Raw genomic sequence first — 19,291 nt, forward strand, 5'->3', positions numbered from 1 at the left:
TCGCGGCGCGTGCGTGATCGATCAGTCCGACGTTTCCCGAGCCAGTTTCGCCTGCCGGCGGGCCCGGTCGTTCACGACCTGATGACGGCGATGATCCGTCATCTTCTTCCACCCGCGCGCTTCGTCCCGCGTGCGCAGGCACGCCACGCAGTAGCCCGTCCTGCCATCGAACGCGCATACGTCGATGCAAGGCGATTTGACCGCCATGCTTATTGCCCCCGCGCTGTCGGCACGACTTCGACGGTCACGTGCGACAGATCCTTGAAGCGCCGAAGCAGGCCGTGATAGAAGCGCGAATCCCGTTTCGGGTTGTCCGTCGTCACCGACACGACCGCGCTCATGTGACCCGGCCCGAGACGCCAGACGTGCAGGTCGTTGATCGTGTCGCCACTGCCTTCGATCGCGCTGCGCACGTTGTCCGTCAGCCGGCGATCCGAACGCATGTCGAGCAGGATTCCGCCGGTGTCGCGCATCAATCCGTATGACCAGTTCGCGATCACGAGCGCACCGATGATGCCGGCCAGCGGGTCCATCCACAGCCAGCCGAACGCGCGTGCGAGCAACAGCCCGACGATCGTCAGCACGGAGACCGCTGCATCGGCAATCACGTGGATGTAAGTGGAGCGGATGTTGTGATCGCGCGCCGCCGCCGCGGACGCGCCATGGTCGTGCTCCTCGAACGCCAGCTCGTGCTCGCGCCCGTTCAACCGGACAATGGCCTTGAATTCGTGCGGCTCGGGAATGTTCTCGACCGACTCCAGGCACGCGCCGCGCATGCTCAGCGCGAACGCCTGCCGCGTGCCGTCCGGGCGAATCGTCGTGATCGATGCCGTCGTGACGTCGCCGAGCGTCGCACCGGCAAGCGCCGGCGCGATCCGGAACACCGGCGGCACGCCGTCTTCGAAGATCGACACGGCGAACGCGCCGCTTTGATCGAAGACCTTGTGCGCCTCCTCCTCGTGGCCATGGTCATGATCGTCATGCCCGTGCCCGTGGTGATTCCCGTGATGCCCGTGACTGTGCCCGTGATGGTCGCCGCTCAGCAACCAGACGCTCGCGATGTTGACGAGCAGGCCGGCAACCGCAATCGGAATCGCCTCGCCGAAATGGATCGGAACGGGCGCGAGCAAACGCGTGACCGCTTCATAACCGATCAGCAGCGCGATCATCGCGAGCACGATGGCGCTCGTGAAGCCTGCCAGGTCGCCGAGCTTGCCCGTGCCGAACACGAATCGCGGGTCGCTCGCATGGCGGCGCGCGTAGGTGTACGCGAGCGCGGCGATCAGCATCGCGCCCGCGTGCGTCGACATGTGCAGCCCGTCCGCGATCAGCGCCAGCGAGCCGAAAATCGATCCGCCGACGATCTCGGCCACCATCATTGCGGCGCACAGCCCGATGACCATCCAGGTCCTGCGCTCGTTCTGTTCGTGTGCGGCACCGAGAAAGATGTGGTCGTGCCCTGCGCCGAAGGCGTCGTTTCTGAAGTCGCTCATCCCCGCCCCCGATTATTTGAAGTAGCTGTGAACGACTTCGATCAGCTGCTCGGTCGCGCTGCCCTCGTCCTCGTGCCCTTCGGCATCGACGAGATGGCTGCGGATGTGATCCTCGAGCACGACCGCGAGCAGGCCGTTCATCGCGCCGCGGCCGCTCGTGATGAGCTGGAGAATTTCGTTGCAACCGCGCTCTTCTTCCAGCGCGCGTTCGATGGCTTCGACCTGCCCCTTGATTCGGCGGACACGGTTCAGCAGCTTCTGCTTTTCCTTGACGGTGTGGCTCATGGTGATCCTTTCCTATACCCGGGGGGAGTATATCGGGAAAGGATCATCCATATAGGGGGTAGGGGTATGTTCAGCGAGATGAAAGGTCGCGCTTGAATGGCGAACCGCCGGTGCCCGACCGCCGCTGCACGTGCTCATGACGCAGCGCCACGCTGCTTGCGCATGGCGGTTCGATCCCGGTGGCGAACACGTCGGACGAAGTGCCCGTCGTCTTCAACCAAATTGGGCAGTCAGCCATCCTTCTGCCCACTGTTTCGCGTATGCCACCGCGTCATCACGCGCATCGAAGCCGGCCAGATCGCCGCTGGCGTGGACTTCTCGCTCACCTCCATCCAGAAGGGTCGTGGTGATCCTCACATGCGCGATGAACTCTCCATCAGCCCTGCGTGGTGTCGGATCGATTCGGAATCGTGTCGAATTGAAGAGCATGTTCTCCTCCCCGTTTGGTTGCCGCGAACCGGGCTGTCGCGGGAGCAGCATAAGAACGTGTCGGACTTGAAGACGTGCCATCACGTGGCCGGCTTCCTGACTGGATTCAGCACTCGCCACCCCGCCCTGGCGCGACGGCGCGCAAGGCGATACGAATCTCGGGAAAGCGTCGGCATCGACTTCGCAGCGATGGTCACGGATGGACCCGCGAGCGAAATGCTGCCCCTGGGTAGAGATGGAAGCCCGTTGCTCCGACCTATCGGCGGAACCGCTCCCAAGACGGTGGGACAAGAGAGGAGTGTCGAACACTATTCGCGGGTGCCCGCGCGATCAGTCGCCTTTCACCAGACACGATGAAAGGCCCGGTCGCATCAAGAGGTGCACGCCGAGCGATGCGTTGGAACCGGTCAGCGGTCATCCAACGATTCGATGGTACGCCGATCCATAAATTTGCATAGCGAAATTTCCTGCGAGCACCCGCCGCCAAAGCATGCCGTCGCACGACGGCGCGGCCCGAATCACGACGGCTGCGCGTATAGTGGAGCCAGCCTCCCTCGACATTTCCCGGCTTGTGCCAGCCGGGGATATCAACAGGTGGATTCGCGCGACGTCGTGCGAATCGGGCAGCGTCGACGCATGAACGAGAAGCACGTCACCGACGGTCTTCCGCATTCACGTCGAACACTCTGCTCGAGGAACTGCAATGACACGAGTTGGACCGGCTAACGTAAGTCCCCCGGGAACAGACAGCGCCACCCATGAACATCGACCGCAGTTCCATTCCCCACTACCTCGTCCTTCGTGACGGCTGGCCACCTTATGTGTTGAATGCAGACCGGCTGGTGCTCCGCCGCGAAGCGAGCCCGCTGCTGCGCGCGTTCGCGCGAGCGCGCGGAAAGTTCGCGCATGTCGATGACGTCGCATGGAACATCTTCTCAGACGCCGAAGGCCTTTCCGTGACCGAGCGTCGGGAAACCTGGTCCTTTGCGTTGATCACCGGAACCGAGACCGAGCATCAATTGCGTTTGCTGACGACGCTGTGACGTTGCCGCGGGGCCAGCATGAAGGTCAGCGGATTTCAGTTGACCTTCGCAAGCGTGGCCTCACCCTCTCAAGCGCTGAAGCTCCACCCAACGCGGCGCGGTTCAATCGGATCCGCGATCGGCGACGACCGAACGACGGTCGCTTGTTCTGCCCCTCGGCCGAAAGCGCTTGACACACCTCTTGACGAGGCGTACTGTCGGTCGCTGAAGTATTCAAGAAGCGCGATTGCTGCCCATCATTGACCGCGGCCTGCGGTATTCGTTGTCCTCTCCCTCCTTGATTATTTTTCCCCCGCGTCCATTCGTGGCGCATATGCACGTCCATTTTCAGGAGATCTAACATGGATACCGGTACCGTCAAGTGGTTCAACGACAGCAAGGGCTTCGGCTTCATCACGCCGGACGCTGGTGGCGACGATCTGTTCGCGCACTTCTCCGAGATTCGCGGTGATGGCTTCAAGACCCTCGCCGAAGGCCAGAAGGTCAGCTACGAAACGAAGAGCGGCCCCAAGGGCCTGCAGGCGTCGAACATCACCCCCGTTTAAGCGCCCAAAGCCGTCACCCTGTTCATGGAGCGGCATGTAACTGCCGCTTCCTGAACATACGCATCGCTATTGCGGACGCTACGCGCCTCGATGCTGGCCCGACCGGGCCAGCCGTATCGCATCGGGGCGTCGAGCCTGCGCGCAGGCAGATGCTCCATTACCCCTCGCAGCGCGCGTGTCCAGCCGCGCGTGCGTGATCGAACGGGCTCCGTTCATCCGATCGCGCAAGCGGCGCAGCAGGAGAACCCGCATGACCAGCAGTCCATCTCGCAGTAACAAGGTTCCGCCGCGCGCCAAGCCTGCCGTGACGCTGCCGAAGTTCGGCACGGCATTGAACTGGGTGCCGCCCAAAACTCCCACCGTCACGAAATCGCGCCCGAAAAAGCGCCCGCTTGCTCCGTAATAGCGAATCGAGCCAACCGCTGCGTTTCGAACAGACAGCCACCGCTGTCGTGCAATGCGCCGAAGCCAGCATGGTCCGGTAGTCACAACGGCCTTGCCTCCGAATGCAGGCAATCGCCTTGATGGGAGAACTGGCTTGGCAAAGGAAGCGCTATTGGAACTGGACGGCGTCGTCGACGAAGTCCTGCCGGACAGCAGGTTCCGCGTGACACTGGAAAACGGCGCGATCGTTGCTGCGTACGCCTCCGGGCGCATGCGCCGCCACCGTATCAGGATCCTCGCGGGCGACCGGGTAAGGCTGGAGTTGTCGGTCTACGATCTCACCAAGGGCCGCATCAATTTTCGGCACAAGGACGAGCACGCATCGACCGCTTCGCCGGCAAGGCGATTCGTGCGACGCTAGCTGGATCGCGAGCATCGTCGCGCAAGCAAAGCGACGGTGCCGCCGCCCAACCCGACACACCCCGATACCGTGTGTCCGTGGGCCGCACCCGCGTGCGTTGTGTTGCGCAATCCGGAATAAGTCGGGCGTCCAACTAACGATGCGCGTATGATGGGTTAATCCGAGCGATCACCAGCCCTCCGAGCGCTCGCCCTCCACCTACCCTCTTGCTGCATCGCCCCGCCTCCGCGCTGCAACGTTGTCCCTTTCACCCCACCGGCACGCCCAACGACGGCGATTCGGGCCGGATGTGTTCGCCCATGCAATTCGCCGTGGCCGAACGCCAGGAGTTTGCCATGAGCATGCACGTCTACCGTGGATTCGAGATCTATCCACTGATTTACCCACACATCGCGGCACCGAACGGCAGTCCGCATAACTACGACGCCGGTTTCGACGCGGCAGTCAAGATTTGCCTTCGCGGCACCACCGATACGCTGACGCAGAGCCAGACTTTCAGATTGCGCGACAACGCGCCGTTCGACAACGCCGGTGACGCACGTCGTGCTTCGGTGCTCTATGCAGAGAACATCATCGACGACAACCACGACAAACAGGGCTTCTTTTCCAACGGGCTCTGACGCGACTCGTCAACGCACCGCAATGTGTCGGCATTCTGGAGGACGAAATGATCATCGACGAACTACTCGGTCTGGTCACGCGGCGCGAGGTCACCTGGACCGACGCCGACTTGCCCGCCGGAACGGCCGACTCGGCGCAGTGCCATCAACAAGAATTGCAGATGTTCGTGGCGGTACGCGCGCTTTCGATCGGCGCCGGATATTCGGAGTTCGAGTCCGACGAGATCGCGAGTGCCGTCATGACACGACTCGGCTAATTTTCCGTTCCAACGCTCCCAAACAGGATCCACATGACAACAGTCACACTCAAGGTCAACGAACCGATCGACGTCGCACTGCGGCGATTCCGGCGCAGCATCGAGAAAACCGGGCTGATCCGGGAGCTGCGCAGTCGCACCGGCTATGAGAAACCCACGACGGAACGCAAGCGGAAGAAGGCCAGCGCCGTTGCCCGGCAACGCCTGCGCGCGAAGCGCATGTTGCCGCCTCGCAAAATGTACTAGGAGCGCATCGTGTACAACATGCCGGGCGAAGCGCCGCCGTTTTTCCCGCTGACGAAATGCGAAGTCGATTTCGATCAGCAGAAAGACATGGTGACACTGTTGCCGAGCTTCTACGCCTTCGGATGTGAGTACACCAGCCGCGGTTTTCTGATCGGGCGGGACGATGCGTTCAAACTGATTGCCGCGATCGAAAAGGCGCTCAGCATTCAGGGATGATGCCCACGCCGGCACACTCGCGAGCATCGACAACCAGAAGATGGACTATGCGCGTCCCGACCAAGTACGTAGATTTGCTCTGTTTTCTCGTTGTCCTGCAACTCGCCACCGAAAGGAAGACGCGCGAGTGGCTGTCGCCGTTTCAGCTCGTCGAATCGCTGCAAGCATGGCTTATCGTCCATCGCGCCAAATGTGAGTGGCGCGATCGTGTCTGGATAGGCCATGCATCCCTTCAGATAGCGAAGTCAGTCCGCCCGGTCGACAACGCCGCATTGTCGGAATCGCTCGCTGGTGTGGAAAAAGACCTGACGTTCCCGCCGCGAAATCCGCTCGCGGATCGGTTGAGTCTGCGGAGGAAGTGCGTCCGCTACCTTCGCGAGCAGGTCTGAGAGACCACGCTCACGAGATCATGTACCGGTTCTGGGCACCGCCCTTGTACAGTTCCCTGGCGAGCCCCAGGATCCGGTCGCGGTTACGATCGAACGCCGCCAGCAACGCGGGCTCGCTGGAATCCAGGTCGGAATTCAGCTTCGCCAGCATCGTATCGTCGACCAGAAACGTAATCTCGCGAGAATTGTCGTAACCCCAGAAGCACACGCAGTGTCTGGACATGTCGTAGGTGCGACTGGGATTAGGAAAGTTGAGTGTCGCGTCGCTTTTCCCCATCTAACCCTCCTGGCAGATATAACGCCACTTGCTCGCGTTGACGTTGATGCGCGCGTCATTTTCGCGCCGCTTTTCGGCACGCTCGATATCCGCGCGCTTCAGGGCCAACGCACGAGACTTTTGTGCGTCGACATAATCGTTGTGCCTGACGGGCGTGGCTGACTTCCGTTCGGTTTGCTTGGGCATGCCGGTTCCCGAAAAGTGAATTTCAAATGTCAGGACCGTCGCGGCGACCGAATTTCGTCGTGCGCCCTGCAGGGCGCACGGACGACTTACCCGCGGGCTTGCCGCCAACGGCCTCTGTTGCGCACTGAACTACCGGATCGAGCCTCATGGCGAGGCCGGGTTGACGCGCGAAGTTCGCAGCTTCGACGTTCGCGCGCGGGATCGTTGGGATGCGCTTTCTGCGCAGCCGTGCGGACTGGGGGGAAGCGTAAGGAGTCGAAACAAAACGACCGGTCGCGCACCTCGAACCTCATGAGAATGCGCCCTATATCACGGCCACGCAAGCGCTATCTCGCGTCAACGACACGAGCGGCGCGATCCCTCTTGCGCCACACGCGTGTCATCAACCCGGACATGGCTGCCGCCGGCCGACGTATTTCACGGCCACACGACCCGATGAAGCACTGTGCGCGCCGCAACGGGTTCGACGCGGCGCGCAACTGTCGTCACTGCTCTGCAGCGCGCGATCGGAACCGCTTCGTCGATCACGCCATCAATGCCTGTGCATCCACCCCATGTGATGTGCATCGAGCCACTGAGCCATCCCTTCGCCCTTGTGGTCACGCAGGTAACGTGCCGCCAGCATCACCGCGATGGCCAATACGACCGCCAGGCCAACCACAAAGCTAATCATTGACTGAGTCATGGCAGCCTCCTTACCAGGTCGCGACCATCTTTACATTGTAGGTGATGCACTCACGGAAACCAGCGTCCGGGCTGGCTTCTGGCCCTCAGAGAATCAATCCGCATTTCTCTGGCCCGGCGGTCAGATGGCGGACGGCAGTGTCGCTTCGATTCCGGTCGATTTCCGAGTACGCCAGACAAAAAGGGCCTGCCTTTGGCCTGCTTCTGCAGACTTCCCGTCGGCAGGCGCCTCATCGTGGCTCATCACTCCGTAGCCCACCCCGTCTCGCCTTCCGAAGCCTGCTCACGCCACACGTACAATCACGATCGGCTCGACCCGCAGCTCAAGGGGCTCAGTCGCGTCGAGTTCCGGATTCGATTCACGTACGATTCGTTTGACCACCACCGATATTCCGGGACCCGGTTCGGCATCGGGGAACGCCTCGTAGCCATCAGCGTGCCTCGCCAACAGCCTGACTCGGAAACCGGTGGCGCTACAACGTCCGCGCGCTTGCGCGGGTTCTTCTGTTCTGCGCTCAATGAAAACTACGACGAAGCTCGTTCTCGCAGCCGATCTGGCTGGCACGGCGGTGTTCGCTATCGAAGGCGCGGTCGCCGCAATGCGCGGCGGCCTCGATCTGCTCGGCGTGATGGTCATCGCGTTCACCGTCGCGCTCGGTGGCGGCGTCGTCCGCGACCTGTTGATCGGTGCCGCGCCGCCGAGTGCGATCCGTGACTGGCGCTATCCCGCGCTGGCGTTCACGATGGGGCTCGTCACCTTCGTGTTTCACGCGCAAATCCTCGGCATTCCCGACCACATTCTCATCGCGCTCGACGCGGCCGGGCTCGCGTTGTTTGCGGTCGCCGGCGCGCAGAAAGCGGTCGAATACGGGATCGGTCCATTCATCGCGGCGCTGATGGGCACCGTGACGGGCGTCGGCGGTGGTGTCGTGCGCGACCTTTTGCTCGCGCGTGTGCCGATGGTTCTGGTCAGCGACATATACGCGAGCGCGGCGTTCGTCGGCGGGGCACTCGTCGTCGCTGGCCGCCGGGCAGGTTTGCCACCAGTCGTTGCGGCGGTGGGTGCGGGCATCGCCTGCTTTGCGCTGCGGCTCACCGCCGTCCGTTATGGCTGGCATCTGCCGCGCGCGCAGCTCGGATAAAGACGACATATCGCGAGCGAGAACCAACGACAAACCGTGCATCATGCTCCGGACGATTCCCGTCGGAGCATGCGCACGGAATCAGTCTGTCGGCCGAACCGCTCACCCCCGCGCCAGGCGTCTTTTGACGCCCACGAATGCCAGGCCGGCCAGTGCGATGGATCCGCAGTAGAACAGCAACGCCGTGACGTCCGTTCCCAGTCGGGAAAACACGAACCCGACCGCCAGCATTCCCAGCCCGAGCCCTGCTCGTTCCGCGACGTACGACACGCCGATCACGCGATCACGTGACGCCGTCGGCGTCGATTGCAGCAACGAGTAGTAGACCGTCTCCGTGGCCGCGTCGAAAATGCCGGCCAACAGGACGAAGCCCAACATGCCGACCATCGTCTGCACTTCGAACACGCCGAGGAAACACGCGAAAGTCAGGATCAGCAACCCGATGAAGTACGGCTCGAGCGGCTGGCGACGCAGTTCGAGGCGCTCCAGCAAACGCGGCGTCACAGCTGCGGAAACGAGCCGGCCGACGCCCCACACCGCCATCAACCAGCCATACAGAAACGCGGGATGATTCGCGTCGAACAACCGCGACCTGATCGGAAAACCGACGTTGTGCGTACCCGAGCCGAACGCCTCGACGAAGCGCGCGCCGATCACCAGCATCACGACAGCCGACAGATAGCGCGCCGCGCCTGACGCCGCCCCGGCGGCGGACGCCTGCGTCGCCTCGGCCGCGTGTTGCTGGCGCGGCATGTTGCTCACCAGCAGCAGAAACGCGATGGCGGAAATCGCGAACGTGATCGAATCGATCAGGAACACGCTCTTGTAAGCCAGATATTGCGTGACGACCGACGCGATCAGACTGCCGCCGACCACCGACACGCCGTCGGTCGCGCTCAGGATCGCGTTGAAGCGATGCCGCCCTTCCTGCCCGACCATTTCCGGTACCTCGGACATGATCGACACCCGGTACATGCCCTGGAACAAGCCGATAAAGAACGGCACGAAATAGATGAGCACCGTGTCGGCGTCACGCGGCGATACAGCCAGCACGCCGATCGCCAGTGCGCTGCCGGCTTCGGCCGAGAAGATCAGCGTGCGGCGGGAGAACCTGCGCAGACGCGGCACCGCCGCGCCTCCCGCGACCGCGCCGAGCAGGCGCGATGCCATCGTCAGGCCCAGCAGCGCGGCGGATCCCGTGACCTCCAGCGCGTACGTCGCCAGCACGATGCTGATCATCGTCGAACTGATATCGGAGATCGTCTTGAACGACAGCCACGCGTACAACTGCGTCAACGAGGATGAAGCGCGTTTTTCTAGAACCAGCTCGGATTTCATGAAAGTCATCTCGCTGAAGAAAAGGAAATCAGCAGCATGTTCCGGAACGCGAGTTCGTCCTGATTCGCCTGCTGAACGGCGTTGGCGCTGTGATAGAGCACGGCGTCGTTCAGGATCACGGTATCGAGGAAATCCGTCAATGGTTGCGCGAGCAACGGTACGGTGGAGCCTTTCGACGCGTGGATCTCCGACACCACCGGCCGGATATTGCCACTGTCGATGAAATGCATGAAGACCCACTCCAGCCCGTCCTGGTGAATCCCGGACGTGGTCGGGCTGACCGCGCCGTGTTCGGCAATGATCCGGAACAGGTGAACATCGATCGTGTACTCGCGCCCCGGGACCAGCCGGCTTCCAAGGATCGCGATATCCGTCTCCAGACGCTGGCGGAGAATCGCACTGTCGATGAAGGAATCCTCGGCGTAGGTCAGTCGATTGACACCCGGCGTGTAATCCACGTCGTAGGTCGCGGTCGGCTCGAAATTCGTGTTCCGGTCGATCTCCAGCGGTTGCCCGGGCACGAAGCGATACAGCAGGAAACGCCGCTCGCGCCGCGTGTAGTTCCTGTAGTTCTCGTCGACAGACAGACGCTCCCAGTGGCGCTTGAACGCGACTTCCTCGTCGCCATCGCGGCAAATCAGGCCGTGGAAGCCGGGCGCATGGCAATAGTCGTGCCGATTCAGATCGTCGATGATGGTATCGATGGACATGGTGTCCGCGGGGCAGGCGACCTTGCATTCGATGATCGCCGGATCGGCAATGCCGGAATCGAATCCGTTGATCCCCTTGAATTGCCCGCTCTGCTCGGGAAACAACGCCGAACATCGAGTAATGCTGCCGTCCTTCCGCCGCGCGCAGCCGTTTTGCAGGCGCTCGTGCGGACCGGGTGCCCGTGTCAGCATCAGCAGATAGAGTTTCCAGACCGACGATGTCCTTGAGCGCCGCCGGATGCGATCGAGATACCCCACATGCCGTCGCGGTCACGCCGCGTCAGGTCACCCCACGTCGGTCGTTTTCGATCCAGCCGCATCGCTTCTCGGCCGCTATCGTAGACCAATAGCTCTCGCATGCGCGTCGCTGCGCGACGCATCGGCCAAACGCCAAGGTGCCGCTGCCGCGCGGTCAGTCAGCGCCGTCGCCGAGAAGCGCGAGCGCCGGCCGCGCAAGCCCTTCGAGCAGCGCGCGCTCCGGCCGCGTACGCGCGAGCACGCGGATGCCCAGATGCACCCCGAGCAGCAGGCTCGCCAGATCATCGGCCGAACGGTCGGACGGGATGTCCCCCGACGCCTGGCCGGCGGCGATCTGGTTCCGGAAGAACGCCCGCACCCTGTCCAGCACACCGGTGATCATCGACTGGAATTCCGGGTCGTGCGGCGCGATTTCGAGCGCCGAATTGACCAGGAGACACCCTTTCCGGTCCTCGTCGTCAACGGAACGGTCGATGATCTCGCGGAAGAAGCCCTTGATGATCTCGCGAGGCGGCAACGTTGCCTCGAGCCGCGATTGCCGGTCGCCAAAGCTGCGATCGACATAGTGCGAGAGCGCGCGCCGAAACAACGTGCGCTTGTCGCCGAACGCGTTGTAGAGGCTCGCGCCCGTGATGCCCATGTCGTGTGCGAGATCACGCACCGACGTCGCCTCGTAGCCGTGGACCCAGAAGCGGTAGACCGCGGCGTCGAGTGCGGCCGATTCGTCGAATTCCCGGGGACGGGCCATGGTCGTGTTCCTCCTTTCCGGGCGCGCGCAACGCCCCGCATTGCAATGGGCGGGGTACCGCGATATTCTAGATCGGTCGATCTAAAATTGCTTGGCGCGACACGGTGGCAAGCTGGCGGACCGCCCGGCGCCGGGGATCGCCATCTGCCGTTTCCCGGCGTGGTGGAATCGAGATCGCCGCGCAGTGCGGTTTCATCGCGGCAGGCGCGTACGGTTTCCGGCCGATCCATCGGTCCGGACAGAACATCGAATCGAACAAGGAACCGCGGCATGGGCATCGGGAACGGACGAGTAGCGGTCGCAGACGAACCGAACGGCGTCGATCGCAGGCTCGCGGGTCGGCCGGACGCGCTGGCGCGAGCAGCGGGCCCCGGCGCGCGGGACGTAACGCGGCCGCGGCGAGACGGCTCGGTGCGATAGATCCGGAGGCCGATCTTGCATCCCGTGGAATCCCGCCTGAAAGCCCTGTTCGTCAGCGGCCTCGCCGGCAATGCGTCGGATTACCGGTCGTTCCTGTCGGAGCTGACCCGCCACGTGCGCGGCTTTCTCCGCAAGCGAATTCCGCAGTTCGATGCGGACATCGAGGATCTCGTGCAAGAGATCCTGCTCGCCGTCCATAATGCACGTCATACGTATCGCGCGGACGAACCGCTGACGGCATGGGTGCATGCGATCGCGCGCTACAAGCTGATGGATTTTTTCCGGACGCGCGCCCGCCGCGAAGCGCTGCACGATCCGATCGACGATCACACGGACATCTTTTCCGAACCCGACGACGATGCATCCGACGCGCATCGCGACATCGGCCGGCTGCTCGATCATCTGCCGGACAAACAGCGGCTATCGATCCTGCATGTGAAGCTGCAGGGCTTGTCGGTTGCCGAGGCGGCGCAACTGATCGGTGCGTCCGAATCCGTCGTCAAGGTCAGCATCCACAGAGGACTGAAGGCGCTCGCGGCGCGCGTGCGGGGAATGATATGAAAACGGACGATTTCATCGACATATTGGCGACGGGTATCACACCCGTCGAGCGGGGTGTCCCGGCCCGGCGCCTGGGCGGTGCGTTCGCCATTGCCGCGGTGGGCGCCGTGCTGCTGATGACGATCGCGTTCGGCGTGCGCCCCGATCTGTCGGCCGTGATGCGCACGCCGCTCTTCTGGGCGAAGCTCGCGTTTCCGGTTTGCGTGGCGGCGGGTGCGATCGTGGCGGCCGTGCGGCTCGCCCGCCCCGGCGCGGCCGTCGGTGCCGGCTGGCCGATCGTCGGCGTCGGCGTCGTGGAGGTCTGGATCGCGGGCCTCCTTGCGATCGCGTCAGCCGGATCAGGCGACCGGCTCGCGGTCGTGCTCGGTCAGACGTGGCGCGTGTGTCCGTTCAACATCGTTCTGCTGTCGGTGCCCGGGTTCGTGGCGATGTTCGTTGCGATCCGGGGGCTGGCGCCGACGCGGCTGCGTACCGCGGGCGCGGCGGCGGGACTCGCCGCGAGTGCGATCGCAACGATCGCCTACTGTTTCCACTGCCCGGAAATGAGCCCGGCATTCTGGAGCGTCTGGTATCTGCTCGGGATGGCATTGCCCGCTGCGCTCGGCGCACTCGTCGCGCCGGTTTGGCTGCGCTGGTAGGCGCGGCCCGCCCGGCGCGTCACCAGCGCAGCCAGACCGGCGCAAGCACCGCACCCAGGCCCACCGTCAGCACGAGCGACAGCACGTACCAGACGCCCCAGAACGGTATCGACATCTCGGCGCAGTAGAGCGAATAGACGATGAGTGCCTGTGCGCCGGCAAGGAGACCGGCGCCCGCGCCGGCGAGCATGAGACGCGTCGGCGCGAGCTGCTTCATCGCATGCAAGGCGGCGGCCAGTGGCGGCAACGACAGCAGCACGACATCCGCGACCGTGGTCCGCCAAGTCGTTCCGAGTACCAGCTGCAACCGATAGCCGGGCGGGGTTGCGATCAGCACACCGCCCGTGGCGAGCAGCATCGCGGCGACCGGCAGCGCAATCGCGAGCCCCGCGGGGCACAGTTGCGCGCCGGGGCGACCGAGGCGTTCGGCGAGCCTCGTCGCAGAGAAGACGACGGCGAGCGGAAACGCGAGCCGCGCCCAGAACATCGTCGTCAGGATCAGTTGCGGCATGTCGCTGCGGATGCCATACAACGCGACGAGAAGCGCAGTGCTGCCGGAGAAGCCGACAACGAGCGCGCGGTAAAGCTGCTGCGAAACCGCGCCGGGTTCGACCGGCTTCAGATCGGCTGCCAGCCGGGTAACCAGGTCTCGGGTTTTCATCATGAAGAGGCAAAGGACGGCCAGCGTTCCGGGGCGGCACGACGGCGCGTTGCCGCACCGCGGAAATCCGGCGGCCCCGGTGCGCGGCTCAGTCGCGCGGCGAGCGGTCGCCGAGCAAGTAGTCGATCGACAAGCGCCCCGGACCCCACGCCGCGATGCCGAGGGCCATCGCGGCCCATGTCAGGTGAATCGGCCAGCCGTCCGGCACCGTCAGTTCGACGATGCAGGTCATCACGAACAGGCCGGCCGCTGCGAATCGCGTACCGAGGCCGAGTACCAGCAGCACCGGGAACAGCACCTCCCCGCAACCGGACAGAAAGGCGAACACGGCCGGAGCGGGAAACGGGTACGGGCCGCCGGGCAGATGCAGCTTGAATTCGCTCGTGAACAAGTCGATCGCGGTGTCGTTGAGCCGCAGGAAACCGTCCCATTTGAGGATGCCGGATTTCCAGAACGGCACCGCGAGCGCGAGCCTCAGCGCAAGTTGCGCAAGCCAGGGGCGGGCAAGCCACTGAACGCCGTGCCGCGCACGGCTGACGAGCGATGCGAGCGCGTGCAGCGGCGCGCGTTCGACAGTGTGTAGATCGGACATGGCAGTCAAGCTCCAGAGTGGACGGCGGTAAATGCGCCGGCTTCGATCATGCCGTGCAAGCCGGCCGCGAGATCGAAGGCGGGATTGTCTTCGAGGGCGATCGCGACCGCGTCGCCGAGCGACGCTCCGTCGATCAGGCTGATCAGGAACGCCGCGCCGCCGGGCGGGAGCCGGGAGACGATCACGTCGTGCGTCGGGCGCGTGACGAGCGCGTCCTCCGCTTCGCCGGAGCGCAGCGGCACGACGGGGCCATCGGCCCGGTTCATCGCGAAGATCGCGACGGCCGGATACGGCGAGCGCACGATACGGGTGGCCGGATGCGGAACGAGACGTACCGCGGCCAGCGAATCCGGCGCGATCGTCGCGAATGCATCAGCGGCGAGCGTCGGCAGATCGGCCGCGTGATACGCGTCAAGCCACGCGCGCTCGATACGGGCGGTATCCGCAAGCCACGGCATCGCGCGGGCGTATTCGTACCTGGCGATGAAGTCCGGAAAGTCGCGGCCGTATTCGAACAGCAGCGGTGAGACGGGCAACGTTTCTCGCACGTGGAAGCGCGCCATCGCGCGGAAGAACTCGACACCGGCGATGCGTTGCACGGACGGATAAATCGCGGCGAGCGCGTCGATCAGGCTAACCGTCACGTTGTTGCGGTACACGTCGTAGCGGCGGGCGACGCGCTTTTGCCCGTAGGCGATCGCGTCGTCCGGCGCGCCGATCGACGGATTCGTGAGGCCCGGCGCGAACGCGCACGCGTAATCGGAAGGGATCGCATCAGAGCGCATGATCGGCTACCTCCATGGGCGATGCGACGGGAGCATTCATGATCCGGCGGGCTTCCAGCGCCTGCGCGCGCAGAACGGACCAGTCGGGAAGCTGGCTGTCCCATTCGACGAGGGTCGGCACCGGGCCGGTACGGGCGATCACGCTCGCGTACAACTGCCATACGGGGCCGGCGACCGGGCGATCGTGGCTGTCGATGAGGAGCGGTTCGTCCTCGTCGTCGCGTTGTTCGCTGTGCCCGGCCAGATGGATCTCGCCGACCTGTTCGAGCGGAAAGGCCGCGAGATAGTCAGCGGCCGAGCAACCGTGATTGGTCGCCGACACGTAGGCGTTGTTGATGTCGAGCAGCAGGCCGCAACCGGTACGCCGGGCGACCGCCGCGATGAATTCGGTTTCGCTCATCGTCGACGACGCGAACCCGACGTAGGTCGACGGATTCTCAAGCAGGAGCGGGCGCGCAATCGCGTCCTGAACCTGGTCGACATGCGCGCAGACCCGGTCGAGCGTCGACTGCGTATAGGGCAGCGGCAGCAGGTCGTTGTAGAAGGCGCCGCCGTGCGACGACCACGCAAGATGCTCGGAAACGAGCACGGGTTCGTAGCGCGCGACGACGTCGCGAAAGCGGGCGAGGTGATGCGGATCGAGCGGCGATGGTCCGCCGATCGACAGGCACACGCCATGCACGGAGACCGGATAGGTTTCGCGCAGCGCGCTCAGCGCCCGATGCGGCGGCCCGCCCGCACCCATGTAGTTCTCCGCGTGCACCTCGAAGAAGCCGTCCTGCAGTCCGTCACCGAGGATGTCCGCAAGGTGGCAAGGTTTGAAACTCGTGCCAACAAGCGGCGGTGTGCAATGGAGGCGATCACTGTTCGTATGTTTCGCAATACTGATCAAACTTTTCATGATCGCCTCCGGATTTCCTCTTGTCGATGCGCGTTACGACTTCATCGCCGTGAGCGAACCGTGACCGCCGCCCGGCACCTGGATGCTCGTGCACGTGCCGCCCTGGACGAACTTCCACGAGTTGCCCTGGAAGTCGACGGTCGAGGTGCCCTGGCAAGTCGTGCCGGGGCCAGCCGCACAGTCGTTCTGTCCCTTCAACGCGACGCCGAAGCACTTCTCCTTGTGGGCGGCGACGGCGGCGTCGGCCTCGGCTTTCGTGAGCGGCGCGGCATGCGCAACCGAGGCGACGAGGCTGGCGACGGCGCCGATGAGCAGTGCGGAATTGAGCGAGAGTTTTGCCGACATGGTGTTCTCCGATGATTGATCTGGAAGGTACCCGTCGTGGGTACGCAAGTTAATTCGTGCGACCCGCGCGATCGGTTACACCGGGCGAAAATTATTTGTTGCTGGGATTCGAAGTCCCACATCGAAGCCGGCGGCGATCTGACCAAGCCTCCCCGTACCGGCAATCGTCAAACCAACTGTACCGGTACTGTACCGTCAACCGTCGCTAAACTGATCTCCATCCCAGTCTCGAACCGAATGGAGAATCCGCGATGGAATTCCTCACCCTGAGCGCGCTGCCCGCCGGCATGCTGTTCGCGCTCGTCACGTCGATCACACCCGGCCCCAATAACACGATGCTGCTCGCATCCGGCGTGAATTTCGGTTTCCGCCGCACGATGCCGCACCTGTTCGGCATCAGCATTGGCGTCGCGATCCTGATGCTCAGCGTCGGCTTCGGTCTCGGCGAAGCGTTCAAGCGCATGCCGGTGCTGTACACGATCCTCGAAGCCGCGAGCGTCGCGTACCTGCTGTACCTCGCGTGGCGCATCGGCACATCGGGCGAAGTGAAGGCGCACGGCGCCAAGCCGCGGCCGATGACGTTCATCGAAGCCGCCGCGTTCCAGTGGGTCAATCCGAAAGCCTGGATGATGGTGCTGACCGCCGCGACAACCGTCCGTCTGTCCGCCGACTACGGGATGAACGCAGCGTGGATGGCCGTCGTGTTCATCCTGATCGGCTTTCCGTGCATCTGCCTTTGGGCCGCGTTCGGCCTCGGCCTGCGGCGCTTCCTGTCGAACCGCCGCGCGTTGCGCATCTTCAACGTGACGATGGCCGTGCTGCTGATCCTATCGCTGTATCCGCTCGTCGTGCACCTGCTGCCGCAGTGAGCGCTCACAGCGCGCCCGTTGAGGTTCACGCGATGCAGGCGTACCCTTTTGGTACGGGCGCGCGCAGCCGCTTCGCCGGTTCCGCCGCTGCTTCCGGGAGAAACGCCGATGAAGCCATTGCTGAGGACGGGCGAACACATCGAGGGGATGCACTGGGTCGCCGAGTATCACCCGCTCACGCACGACATCCGCGTGCTGCGCGACAACATCGAAGTCGGCACTTACTGCGCGCCGCCCACGCTGTTCGGTGAAGAGGAAGAGATGGGCGCCGCGAACCTCGCCGATCATCGCGGCCGGGAGGCCGCGCTGCGCGCGTATCTGCGCAACTTCGTCAAGGAACACGACGCGGAAGAATAACGGCGCGAAGGACGCCGCTCACCGCGGGCCGGCGCATCGCACCGGCCCGCACGTCGCTCAATGCCCGAGCGACTCGATCTTGCCGGCCGGCTGCGCGACGCCATGCGGCCGCGCCATCTGCTTGATCAGCAGCGCGACGCACGCGAGCAGGCCCGCGACGGCGATCGTCGCAAACACCCCCGCGAACGAGAAGTGCCGGCGCGTCAGTTCCGCGACGAGGAACGACCCGGCAATCCCGCCGAAGCGGCCCACGCCGAGCATCCACGCGACACCGGTGCCGCGCCCCTCGGTCGGATAGAACGCAGCGGCAAGCGCCGGCATCGACGATTGCGCGGTGTTCATCAGCACGCCGGCCACGAACACGACCAGCACGAGCAGCCCGACGTTGCCGGCCGCCTGCCCGATCGCATACACGCTCACGGCCGTCAGCGCGTAGCACACGGCGATCACGCGGTTCGCGTTGAAACGGTCCATCAGCACGCCGCACAGCACGGCGCCCACGCCGCCGAGCGGGAACAGCGCCGAGATCAGCGTCGCGCTCTTCGGCGTCAGGCCGGCATCCTTCAGCAGGATCGGCATCCAGTTGATCGACGCGTAGAAGATCACGAGGCCCATGAAGTAAGCGATCCACAGCATCACGGAGCCGACGATGTACGAGCGCGACAGCACGACGCCGAGGCCCTTGCTGCCCGTCTGCGGTGCGGCTTCGGTCATCGCGAACGAGCCGGCGTTCAGCGCGTCGCGCGAAATGCGCGCGAGCGTCGCGCGGATCTTGTCGACCGCCTGGCCGCTGGCGACCATGAAGCGCACCGATTCCGGCATCTTCAGCAGCAGCAGCACGCCGAGCAGCAGCGGCGTCACGCCGCCGAGCATCAGCACGCTGCGCCAGCCGAAATGCGGAATCATCCACGCGGCCAGGAAACCGCCGAACGCGGCGCCGAGCGGAAAGCCGCAGAACATCAGGTTGATCACGGTCGCGCGGCGCTTGTCCGGGCAGAACTCGCCCATCATCGTGACCGCGTTCGGCATCGCCGCACCCAGCCCGACGCCGGTGACGAAACGCAGGATCGTCAGGTGCCCGATGGTGGTCGAGAAGGCGGACACGAAACACGCGACGCCGAACAGGAACACCGAGCCGAGCAGCAGCGAACGACGCCCGAGCCGGTCGGACAGCGGGCCCGACACGAGCGCGCCGCACGCGAGGCCGAACAGCGCGGCGCTCAGCACGGGTGCGAGATCGGGCTTGGTGAGGTTCCATTCGCCGAGCAGCGACGGCGCGATGAAACCGATCGCGGCCGTATCGAAGCCGTCGAGCAGCACGATCACGAAACACATGAGGAACACGAGCCACTGAAAGCCGCCGAACGGCTGCTCGTTGATGAAGGTCTGGACATCGACCACGGGTGCGCGATTCATCGCGAGTCTCCTGAATAGTTATGAGCAAGACGGCATCGCAGCCGCGCCCTTCCTTTGTTCGCCCACCGGCCATAC

30 protein-coding genes are annotated in these 19,291 nt (G+C 64.1%); 14 read left to right on the forward strand and 16 right to left on the reverse strand.

From position 1 onward, the window contains the following. Positions 1-21 precede the first annotated feature (21 nt). The 4 genes from ACN22W_RS29610 to ACN22W_RS29625 all read right to left on the reverse strand — a co-directional run bounded on the left by ACN22W_RS29610 (position 22) and on the right by ACN22W_RS29625 (position 2,207). Positions 22-207 carry a DUF1289 domain-containing protein gene (locus tag ACN22W_RS29610; protein WP_412025568.1) on the reverse strand — a complete coding sequence of 62 codons (186 nt, stop codon included), beginning with the start codon at positions 205-207 and terminating at the stop codon, positions 22-24. 2 nt (positions 208-209) lie between these two features. Next, entirely contained in the window at positions 210-1,493 is a 1,284-nt protein-coding gene (dmeF, locus tag ACN22W_RS29615; RefSeq protein WP_419688188.1) for a CDF family Co(II)/Ni(II) efflux transporter DmeF, read from the reverse strand. A gap of 12 nt (positions 1,494-1,505) precedes the next feature. Next, complete coding sequence (locus ACN22W_RS29620) at positions 1,506-1,778, reverse strand: metal/formaldehyde-sensitive transcriptional repressor (RefSeq protein ID WP_072438025.1); 273 nt, start codon at positions 1,776-1,778, stop codon at positions 1,506-1,508. A gap of 213 nt (positions 1,779-1,991) precedes the next feature. Next, positions 1,992-2,207 (reverse strand): hypothetical protein, encoded by a 216-nt coding sequence (locus ACN22W_RS29625; protein ID WP_129516193.1) that lies wholly within the window; start codon positions 2,205-2,207, stop codon positions 1,992-1,994. A gap of 758 nt (positions 2,208-2,965) precedes the next feature. Here ACN22W_RS29625 and ACN22W_RS29630 point away from each other — a divergent pair. The 9 genes from ACN22W_RS29630 (at position 2,966) to ACN22W_RS29670 (ending at position 6,328) form a co-directional block, all read left to right on the forward strand. Continuing rightward, positions 2,966-3,250: a hypothetical protein gene (locus tag ACN22W_RS29630; RefSeq protein ID WP_129516192.1), complete on the forward strand. Its 285-nt coding sequence runs from the start codon at positions 2,966-2,968 to the stop codon at positions 3,248-3,250. 341 nt (positions 3,251-3,591) lie between these two features. Then, entirely contained in the window at positions 3,592-3,795 is a 204-nt protein-coding gene (locus ACN22W_RS29635) for a cold-shock protein (RefSeq protein ID WP_129516191.1), read from the forward strand. A gap of 250 nt (positions 3,796-4,045) precedes the next feature. After that, positions 4,046-4,198: a hypothetical protein gene (locus tag ACN22W_RS29640; RefSeq protein WP_412025570.1), complete on the forward strand. Its 153-nt coding sequence runs from the start codon at positions 4,046-4,048 to the stop codon at positions 4,196-4,198. 135 nt (positions 4,199-4,333) lie between these two features. Further along, entirely contained in the window at positions 4,334-4,600 is a 267-nt protein-coding gene (gene infA / locus ACN22W_RS29645) for a translation initiation factor IF-1 (RefSeq protein ID WP_343491093.1), read from the forward strand. A gap of 335 nt (positions 4,601-4,935) precedes the next feature. After that, positions 4,936-5,220 (forward strand): hypothetical protein, encoded by a 285-nt coding sequence (locus ACN22W_RS29650; protein ID WP_412025593.1) that lies wholly within the window; start codon positions 4,936-4,938, stop codon positions 5,218-5,220. A 47-nt stretch (positions 5,221-5,267) separates the two neighbouring features. Next, positions 5,268-5,477: a hypothetical protein gene (locus ACN22W_RS29655; RefSeq protein ID WP_129516189.1), complete on the forward strand. Its 210-nt coding sequence runs from the start codon at positions 5,268-5,270 to the stop codon at positions 5,475-5,477. 33 nt (positions 5,478-5,510) lie between these two features. Further along, the gene (gene rpsU / locus ACN22W_RS29660) at positions 5,511-5,723 is read left to right on the forward strand and encodes a 30S ribosomal protein S21 (RefSeq protein WP_129516188.1); all 213 of its coding nucleotides are present in this window, start codon (positions 5,511-5,513) and stop codon (positions 5,721-5,723) included. 9 nt (positions 5,724-5,732) lie between these two features. Then, positions 5,733-5,939, forward strand: a complete 207-nt coding sequence (locus ACN22W_RS29665) for a hypothetical protein (protein ID WP_105391362.1) — start codon at positions 5,733-5,735, stop codon at positions 5,937-5,939. 47 nt (positions 5,940-5,986) lie between these two features. Continuing rightward, positions 5,987-6,328: a hypothetical protein gene (locus ACN22W_RS29670; protein WP_412023423.1), complete on the forward strand. Its 342-nt coding sequence runs from the start codon at positions 5,987-5,989 to the stop codon at positions 6,326-6,328. 10 nt (positions 6,329-6,338) lie between these two features. Here ACN22W_RS29670 and ACN22W_RS29675 read toward each other — a convergent pair whose 3' ends face one another. The 3 genes from ACN22W_RS29675 to ACN22W_RS29685 form a co-directional block, all read right to left on the reverse strand. After that, on the reverse strand, positions 6,339-6,605 hold the full coding sequence (locus ACN22W_RS29675) for a DUF1488 domain-containing protein (protein ID WP_193101922.1): 267 nt from the start codon (positions 6,603-6,605) through the stop codon (positions 6,339-6,341). Beyond that, complete coding sequence (locus ACN22W_RS29680) at positions 6,606-6,791, reverse strand: hypothetical protein (RefSeq protein ID WP_193101924.1); 186 nt, start codon at positions 6,789-6,791, stop codon at positions 6,606-6,608. It abuts the gene before it with no gap. Between the two features lie 532 nt (positions 6,792-7,323). Next, positions 7,324-7,476, reverse strand: coding sequence for a hypothetical protein (locus tag ACN22W_RS29685; protein ID WP_343491096.1), 153 nt, complete (start codon positions 7,474-7,476; stop codon positions 7,324-7,326). Positions 7,477-7,993: 517 nt separating this feature from the next. Between ACN22W_RS29685 and ACN22W_RS29690 the strand changes: the two genes are divergently transcribed. Continuing rightward, positions 7,994-8,617, forward strand: coding sequence for a trimeric intracellular cation channel family protein (locus ACN22W_RS29690; RefSeq protein WP_129517350.1), 624 nt, complete (start codon positions 7,994-7,996; stop codon positions 8,615-8,617). 102 nt (positions 8,618-8,719) lie between these two features. Here the strand turns inward: ACN22W_RS29690 and ACN22W_RS29695 are convergent, their stop codons facing one another. The 3 genes from ACN22W_RS29695 to ACN22W_RS29705 form a co-directional block, all read right to left on the reverse strand. After that, positions 8,720-9,955, reverse strand: a complete 1,236-nt coding sequence (locus ACN22W_RS29695) for an MFS transporter (RefSeq protein WP_419688189.1) — start codon at positions 9,953-9,955, stop codon at positions 8,720-8,722. Positions 9,956-9,960: 5 nt separating this feature from the next. Continuing rightward, a complete protein-coding gene (locus tag ACN22W_RS29700) occupies positions 9,961-10,923 on the reverse strand; it encodes a 2OG-Fe dioxygenase family protein (RefSeq protein ID WP_419688190.1) in 963 nt (320 codons plus the stop codon). A 154-nt stretch (positions 10,924-11,077) separates the two neighbouring features. Continuing rightward, positions 11,078-11,671 carry a TetR/AcrR family transcriptional regulator gene (locus ACN22W_RS29705; protein ID WP_129516179.1) on the reverse strand — a complete coding sequence of 198 codons (594 nt, stop codon included), beginning with the start codon at positions 11,669-11,671 and terminating at the stop codon, positions 11,078-11,080. Positions 11,672-12,127: 456 nt separating this feature from the next. Here ACN22W_RS29705 and ACN22W_RS29710 point away from each other — a divergent pair, with 456 nt between their 5' ends. Both ACN22W_RS29710 and ACN22W_RS29715 read left to right on the forward strand, forming a co-directional pair. Beyond that, complete coding sequence (locus ACN22W_RS29710) at positions 12,128-12,652, forward strand: sigma-70 family RNA polymerase sigma factor (protein WP_240674527.1); 525 nt, start codon at positions 12,128-12,130, stop codon at positions 12,650-12,652. Next, the gene (locus ACN22W_RS29715) at positions 12,649-13,290 is read left to right on the forward strand and encodes a DUF1109 domain-containing protein (RefSeq protein WP_419688191.1); all 642 of its coding nucleotides are present in this window, start codon (positions 12,649-12,651) and stop codon (positions 13,288-13,290) included. The genes ACN22W_RS29710 and ACN22W_RS29715 overlap by 4 nt, the downstream gene beginning before the upstream one ends. Before the next feature lie 19 nt (positions 13,291-13,309). On the opposite strand, the gene ACN22W_RS29720 is transcribed toward ACN22W_RS29715, so the two are convergent. From ACN22W_RS29720 to ACN22W_RS29740, 5 genes are all read right to left on the reverse strand, one after another. Then, the gene (locus ACN22W_RS29720; protein ID WP_419689855.1) at positions 13,310-13,951 is read right to left on the reverse strand and encodes a DUF1109 domain-containing protein; all 642 of its coding nucleotides are present in this window, start codon (positions 13,949-13,951) and stop codon (positions 13,310-13,312) included. 88 nt (positions 13,952-14,039) lie between these two features. After that, on the reverse strand, positions 14,040-14,543 hold the full coding sequence (locus ACN22W_RS29725; RefSeq protein ID WP_419688192.1) for a DoxX family protein: 504 nt from the start codon (positions 14,541-14,543) through the stop codon (positions 14,040-14,042). 5 nt (positions 14,544-14,548) lie between these two features. Beyond that, entirely contained in the window at positions 14,549-15,328 is a 780-nt protein-coding gene (locus tag ACN22W_RS29730; RefSeq protein ID WP_419688193.1) for a putative DNA-binding domain-containing protein, read from the reverse strand. Further along, on the reverse strand, positions 15,318-16,229 hold the full coding sequence (locus ACN22W_RS29735) for a DUF692 domain-containing protein (protein ID WP_419688194.1): 912 nt from the start codon (positions 16,227-16,229) through the stop codon (positions 15,318-15,320). Before ACN22W_RS29735 ends, ACN22W_RS29730 begins: the two co-directional genes overlap by 11 nt. 33 nt (positions 16,230-16,262) lie before the next feature. Then, positions 16,263-16,574 carry a DUF2282 domain-containing protein gene (locus ACN22W_RS29740; protein WP_129516173.1) on the reverse strand — a complete coding sequence of 104 codons (312 nt, stop codon included), beginning with the start codon at positions 16,572-16,574 and terminating at the stop codon, positions 16,263-16,265. 251 nt (positions 16,575-16,825) lie between these two features. Here ACN22W_RS29740 and ACN22W_RS29745 point away from each other — a divergent pair, with 251 nt between their 5' ends. Continuing rightward, positions 16,826-17,443, forward strand: coding sequence for a LysE family translocator (locus ACN22W_RS29745; protein ID WP_343491103.1), 618 nt, complete (start codon positions 16,826-16,828; stop codon positions 17,441-17,443). Positions 17,444-17,551: 108 nt separating this feature from the next. Next, entirely contained in the window at positions 17,552-17,800 is a 249-nt protein-coding gene (locus tag ACN22W_RS29750) for a hypothetical protein (protein WP_048250588.1), read from the forward strand. Positions 17,801-17,857: 57 nt separating this feature from the next. On the opposite strand, the gene ACN22W_RS29755 is transcribed toward ACN22W_RS29750, so the two are convergent. Then, the gene (locus ACN22W_RS29755) at positions 17,858-19,216 is read right to left on the reverse strand and encodes an MFS transporter (RefSeq protein WP_129516166.1); all 1,359 of its coding nucleotides are present in this window, start codon (positions 19,214-19,216) and stop codon (positions 17,858-17,860) included. Positions 19,217-19,291 lie beyond the last annotated feature (75 nt).

The sequence above is a fragment of the Burkholderia theae genome, from assembly GCF_048565265.1.
In the GTDB taxonomy this organism is placed as follows: Bacteria; Pseudomonadota; Gammaproteobacteria; order Burkholderiales; family Burkholderiaceae; genus Burkholderia; species Burkholderia theae.

What these genes read in the sequence shown, in the direction of transcription:
- ACN22W_RS29620 (WP_072438025.1), bottom strand. Translation starts at nt 1,778, where the DNA reads ATGAGCCACACCGTCAAGGAAAAGCAGAAGCTGCTGAACCGTGTCCGC.
- ACN22W_RS29705 (WP_129516179.1), bottom strand. Translation starts at nt 11,671, where the DNA reads ATGGCCCGTCCCCGGGAATTCGACGAATCGGCCGCACTCGACGCCGCG.
- ACN22W_RS29675 (WP_193101922.1), bottom strand. Translation starts at nt 6,605, where the DNA reads ATGGGGAAAAGCGACGCGACACTCAACTTTCCTAATCCCAGTCGCACC.
- ACN22W_RS29685 (WP_343491096.1), bottom strand. Translation starts at nt 7,476, where the DNA reads ATGACTCAGTCAATGATTAGCTTTGTGGTTGGCCTGGCGGTCGTATTG.
- ACN22W_RS29640 (WP_412025570.1), top strand. Translation starts at nt 4,046, where the DNA reads ATGACCAGCAGTCCATCTCGCAGTAACAAGGTTCCGCCGCGCGCCAAG.
- ACN22W_RS29715 (WP_419688191.1), top strand. Translation starts at nt 12,649, where the DNA reads ATGAAAACGGACGATTTCATCGACATATTGGCGACGGGTATCACACCC.
- ACN22W_RS29725 (WP_419688192.1), bottom strand. Translation starts at nt 14,543, where the DNA reads ATGTCCGATCTACACACTGTCGAACGCGCGCCGCTGCACGCGCTCGCA.
- ACN22W_RS29680 (WP_193101924.1), bottom strand. Translation starts at nt 6,791, where the DNA reads ATGCCCAAGCAAACCGAACGGAAGTCAGCCACGCCCGTCAGGCACAAC.
- ACN22W_RS29630 (WP_129516192.1), top strand. Translation starts at nt 2,966, where the DNA reads ATGAACATCGACCGCAGTTCCATTCCCCACTACCTCGTCCTTCGTGAC.
- ACN22W_RS29740 (WP_129516173.1), bottom strand. Translation starts at nt 16,574, where the DNA reads ATGTCGGCAAAACTCTCGCTCAATTCCGCACTGCTCATCGGCGCCGTC.
- ACN22W_RS29625 (WP_129516193.1), bottom strand. Translation starts at nt 2,207, where the DNA reads ATGCTCTTCAATTCGACACGATTCCGAATCGATCCGACACCACGCAGG.
- ACN22W_RS29670 (WP_412023423.1), top strand. Translation starts at nt 5,987, where the DNA reads ATGCGCGTCCCGACCAAGTACGTAGATTTGCTCTGTTTTCTCGTTGTC.
- ACN22W_RS29745 (WP_343491103.1), top strand. Translation starts at nt 16,826, where the DNA reads ATGGAATTCCTCACCCTGAGCGCGCTGCCCGCCGGCATGCTGTTCGCG.
- ACN22W_RS29635 (WP_129516191.1), top strand. Translation starts at nt 3,592, where the DNA reads ATGGATACCGGTACCGTCAAGTGGTTCAACGACAGCAAGGGCTTCGGC.
- ACN22W_RS29735 (WP_419688194.1), bottom strand. Translation starts at nt 16,229, where the DNA reads ATGAAAAGTTTGATCAGTATTGCGAAACATACGAACAGTGATCGCCTC.
- ACN22W_RS29755 (WP_129516166.1), bottom strand. Translation starts at nt 19,216, where the DNA reads ATGAATCGCGCACCCGTGGTCGATGTCCAGACCTTCATCAACGAGCAG.
- dmeF (WP_419688188.1), bottom strand. Translation starts at nt 1,493, where the DNA reads ATGAGCGACTTCAGAAACGACGCCTTCGGCGCAGGGCACGACCACATC.
- ACN22W_RS29750 (WP_048250588.1), top strand. Translation starts at nt 17,552, where the DNA reads ATGAAGCCATTGCTGAGGACGGGCGAACACATCGAGGGGATGCACTGG.
- rpsU (WP_129516188.1), top strand. Translation starts at nt 5,511, where the DNA reads ATGACAACAGTCACACTCAAGGTCAACGAACCGATCGACGTCGCACTG.
- ACN22W_RS29690 (WP_129517350.1), top strand. Translation starts at nt 7,994, where the DNA reads ATGAAAACTACGACGAAGCTCGTTCTCGCAGCCGATCTGGCTGGCACG.
- ACN22W_RS29655 (WP_129516189.1), top strand. Translation starts at nt 5,268, where the DNA reads ATGATCATCGACGAACTACTCGGTCTGGTCACGCGGCGCGAGGTCACC.
- ACN22W_RS29610 (WP_412025568.1), bottom strand. Translation starts at nt 207, where the DNA reads ATGGCGGTCAAATCGCCTTGCATCGACGTATGCGCGTTCGATGGCAGG.
- ACN22W_RS29695 (WP_419688189.1), bottom strand. Translation starts at nt 9,955, where the DNA reads ATGAAATCCGAGCTGGTTCTAGAAAAACGCGCTTCATCCTCGTTGACG.
- ACN22W_RS29650 (WP_412025593.1), top strand. Translation starts at nt 4,936, where the DNA reads ATGAGCATGCACGTCTACCGTGGATTCGAGATCTATCCACTGATTTAC.
- ACN22W_RS29720 (WP_419689855.1), bottom strand. Translation starts at nt 13,951, where the DNA reads ATGAAAACCCGAGACCTGGTTACCCGGCTGGCAGCCGATCTGAAGCCG.
- ACN22W_RS29730 (WP_419688193.1), bottom strand. Translation starts at nt 15,328, where the DNA reads ATGCGCTCTGATGCGATCCCTTCCGATTACGCGTGCGCGTTCGCGCCG.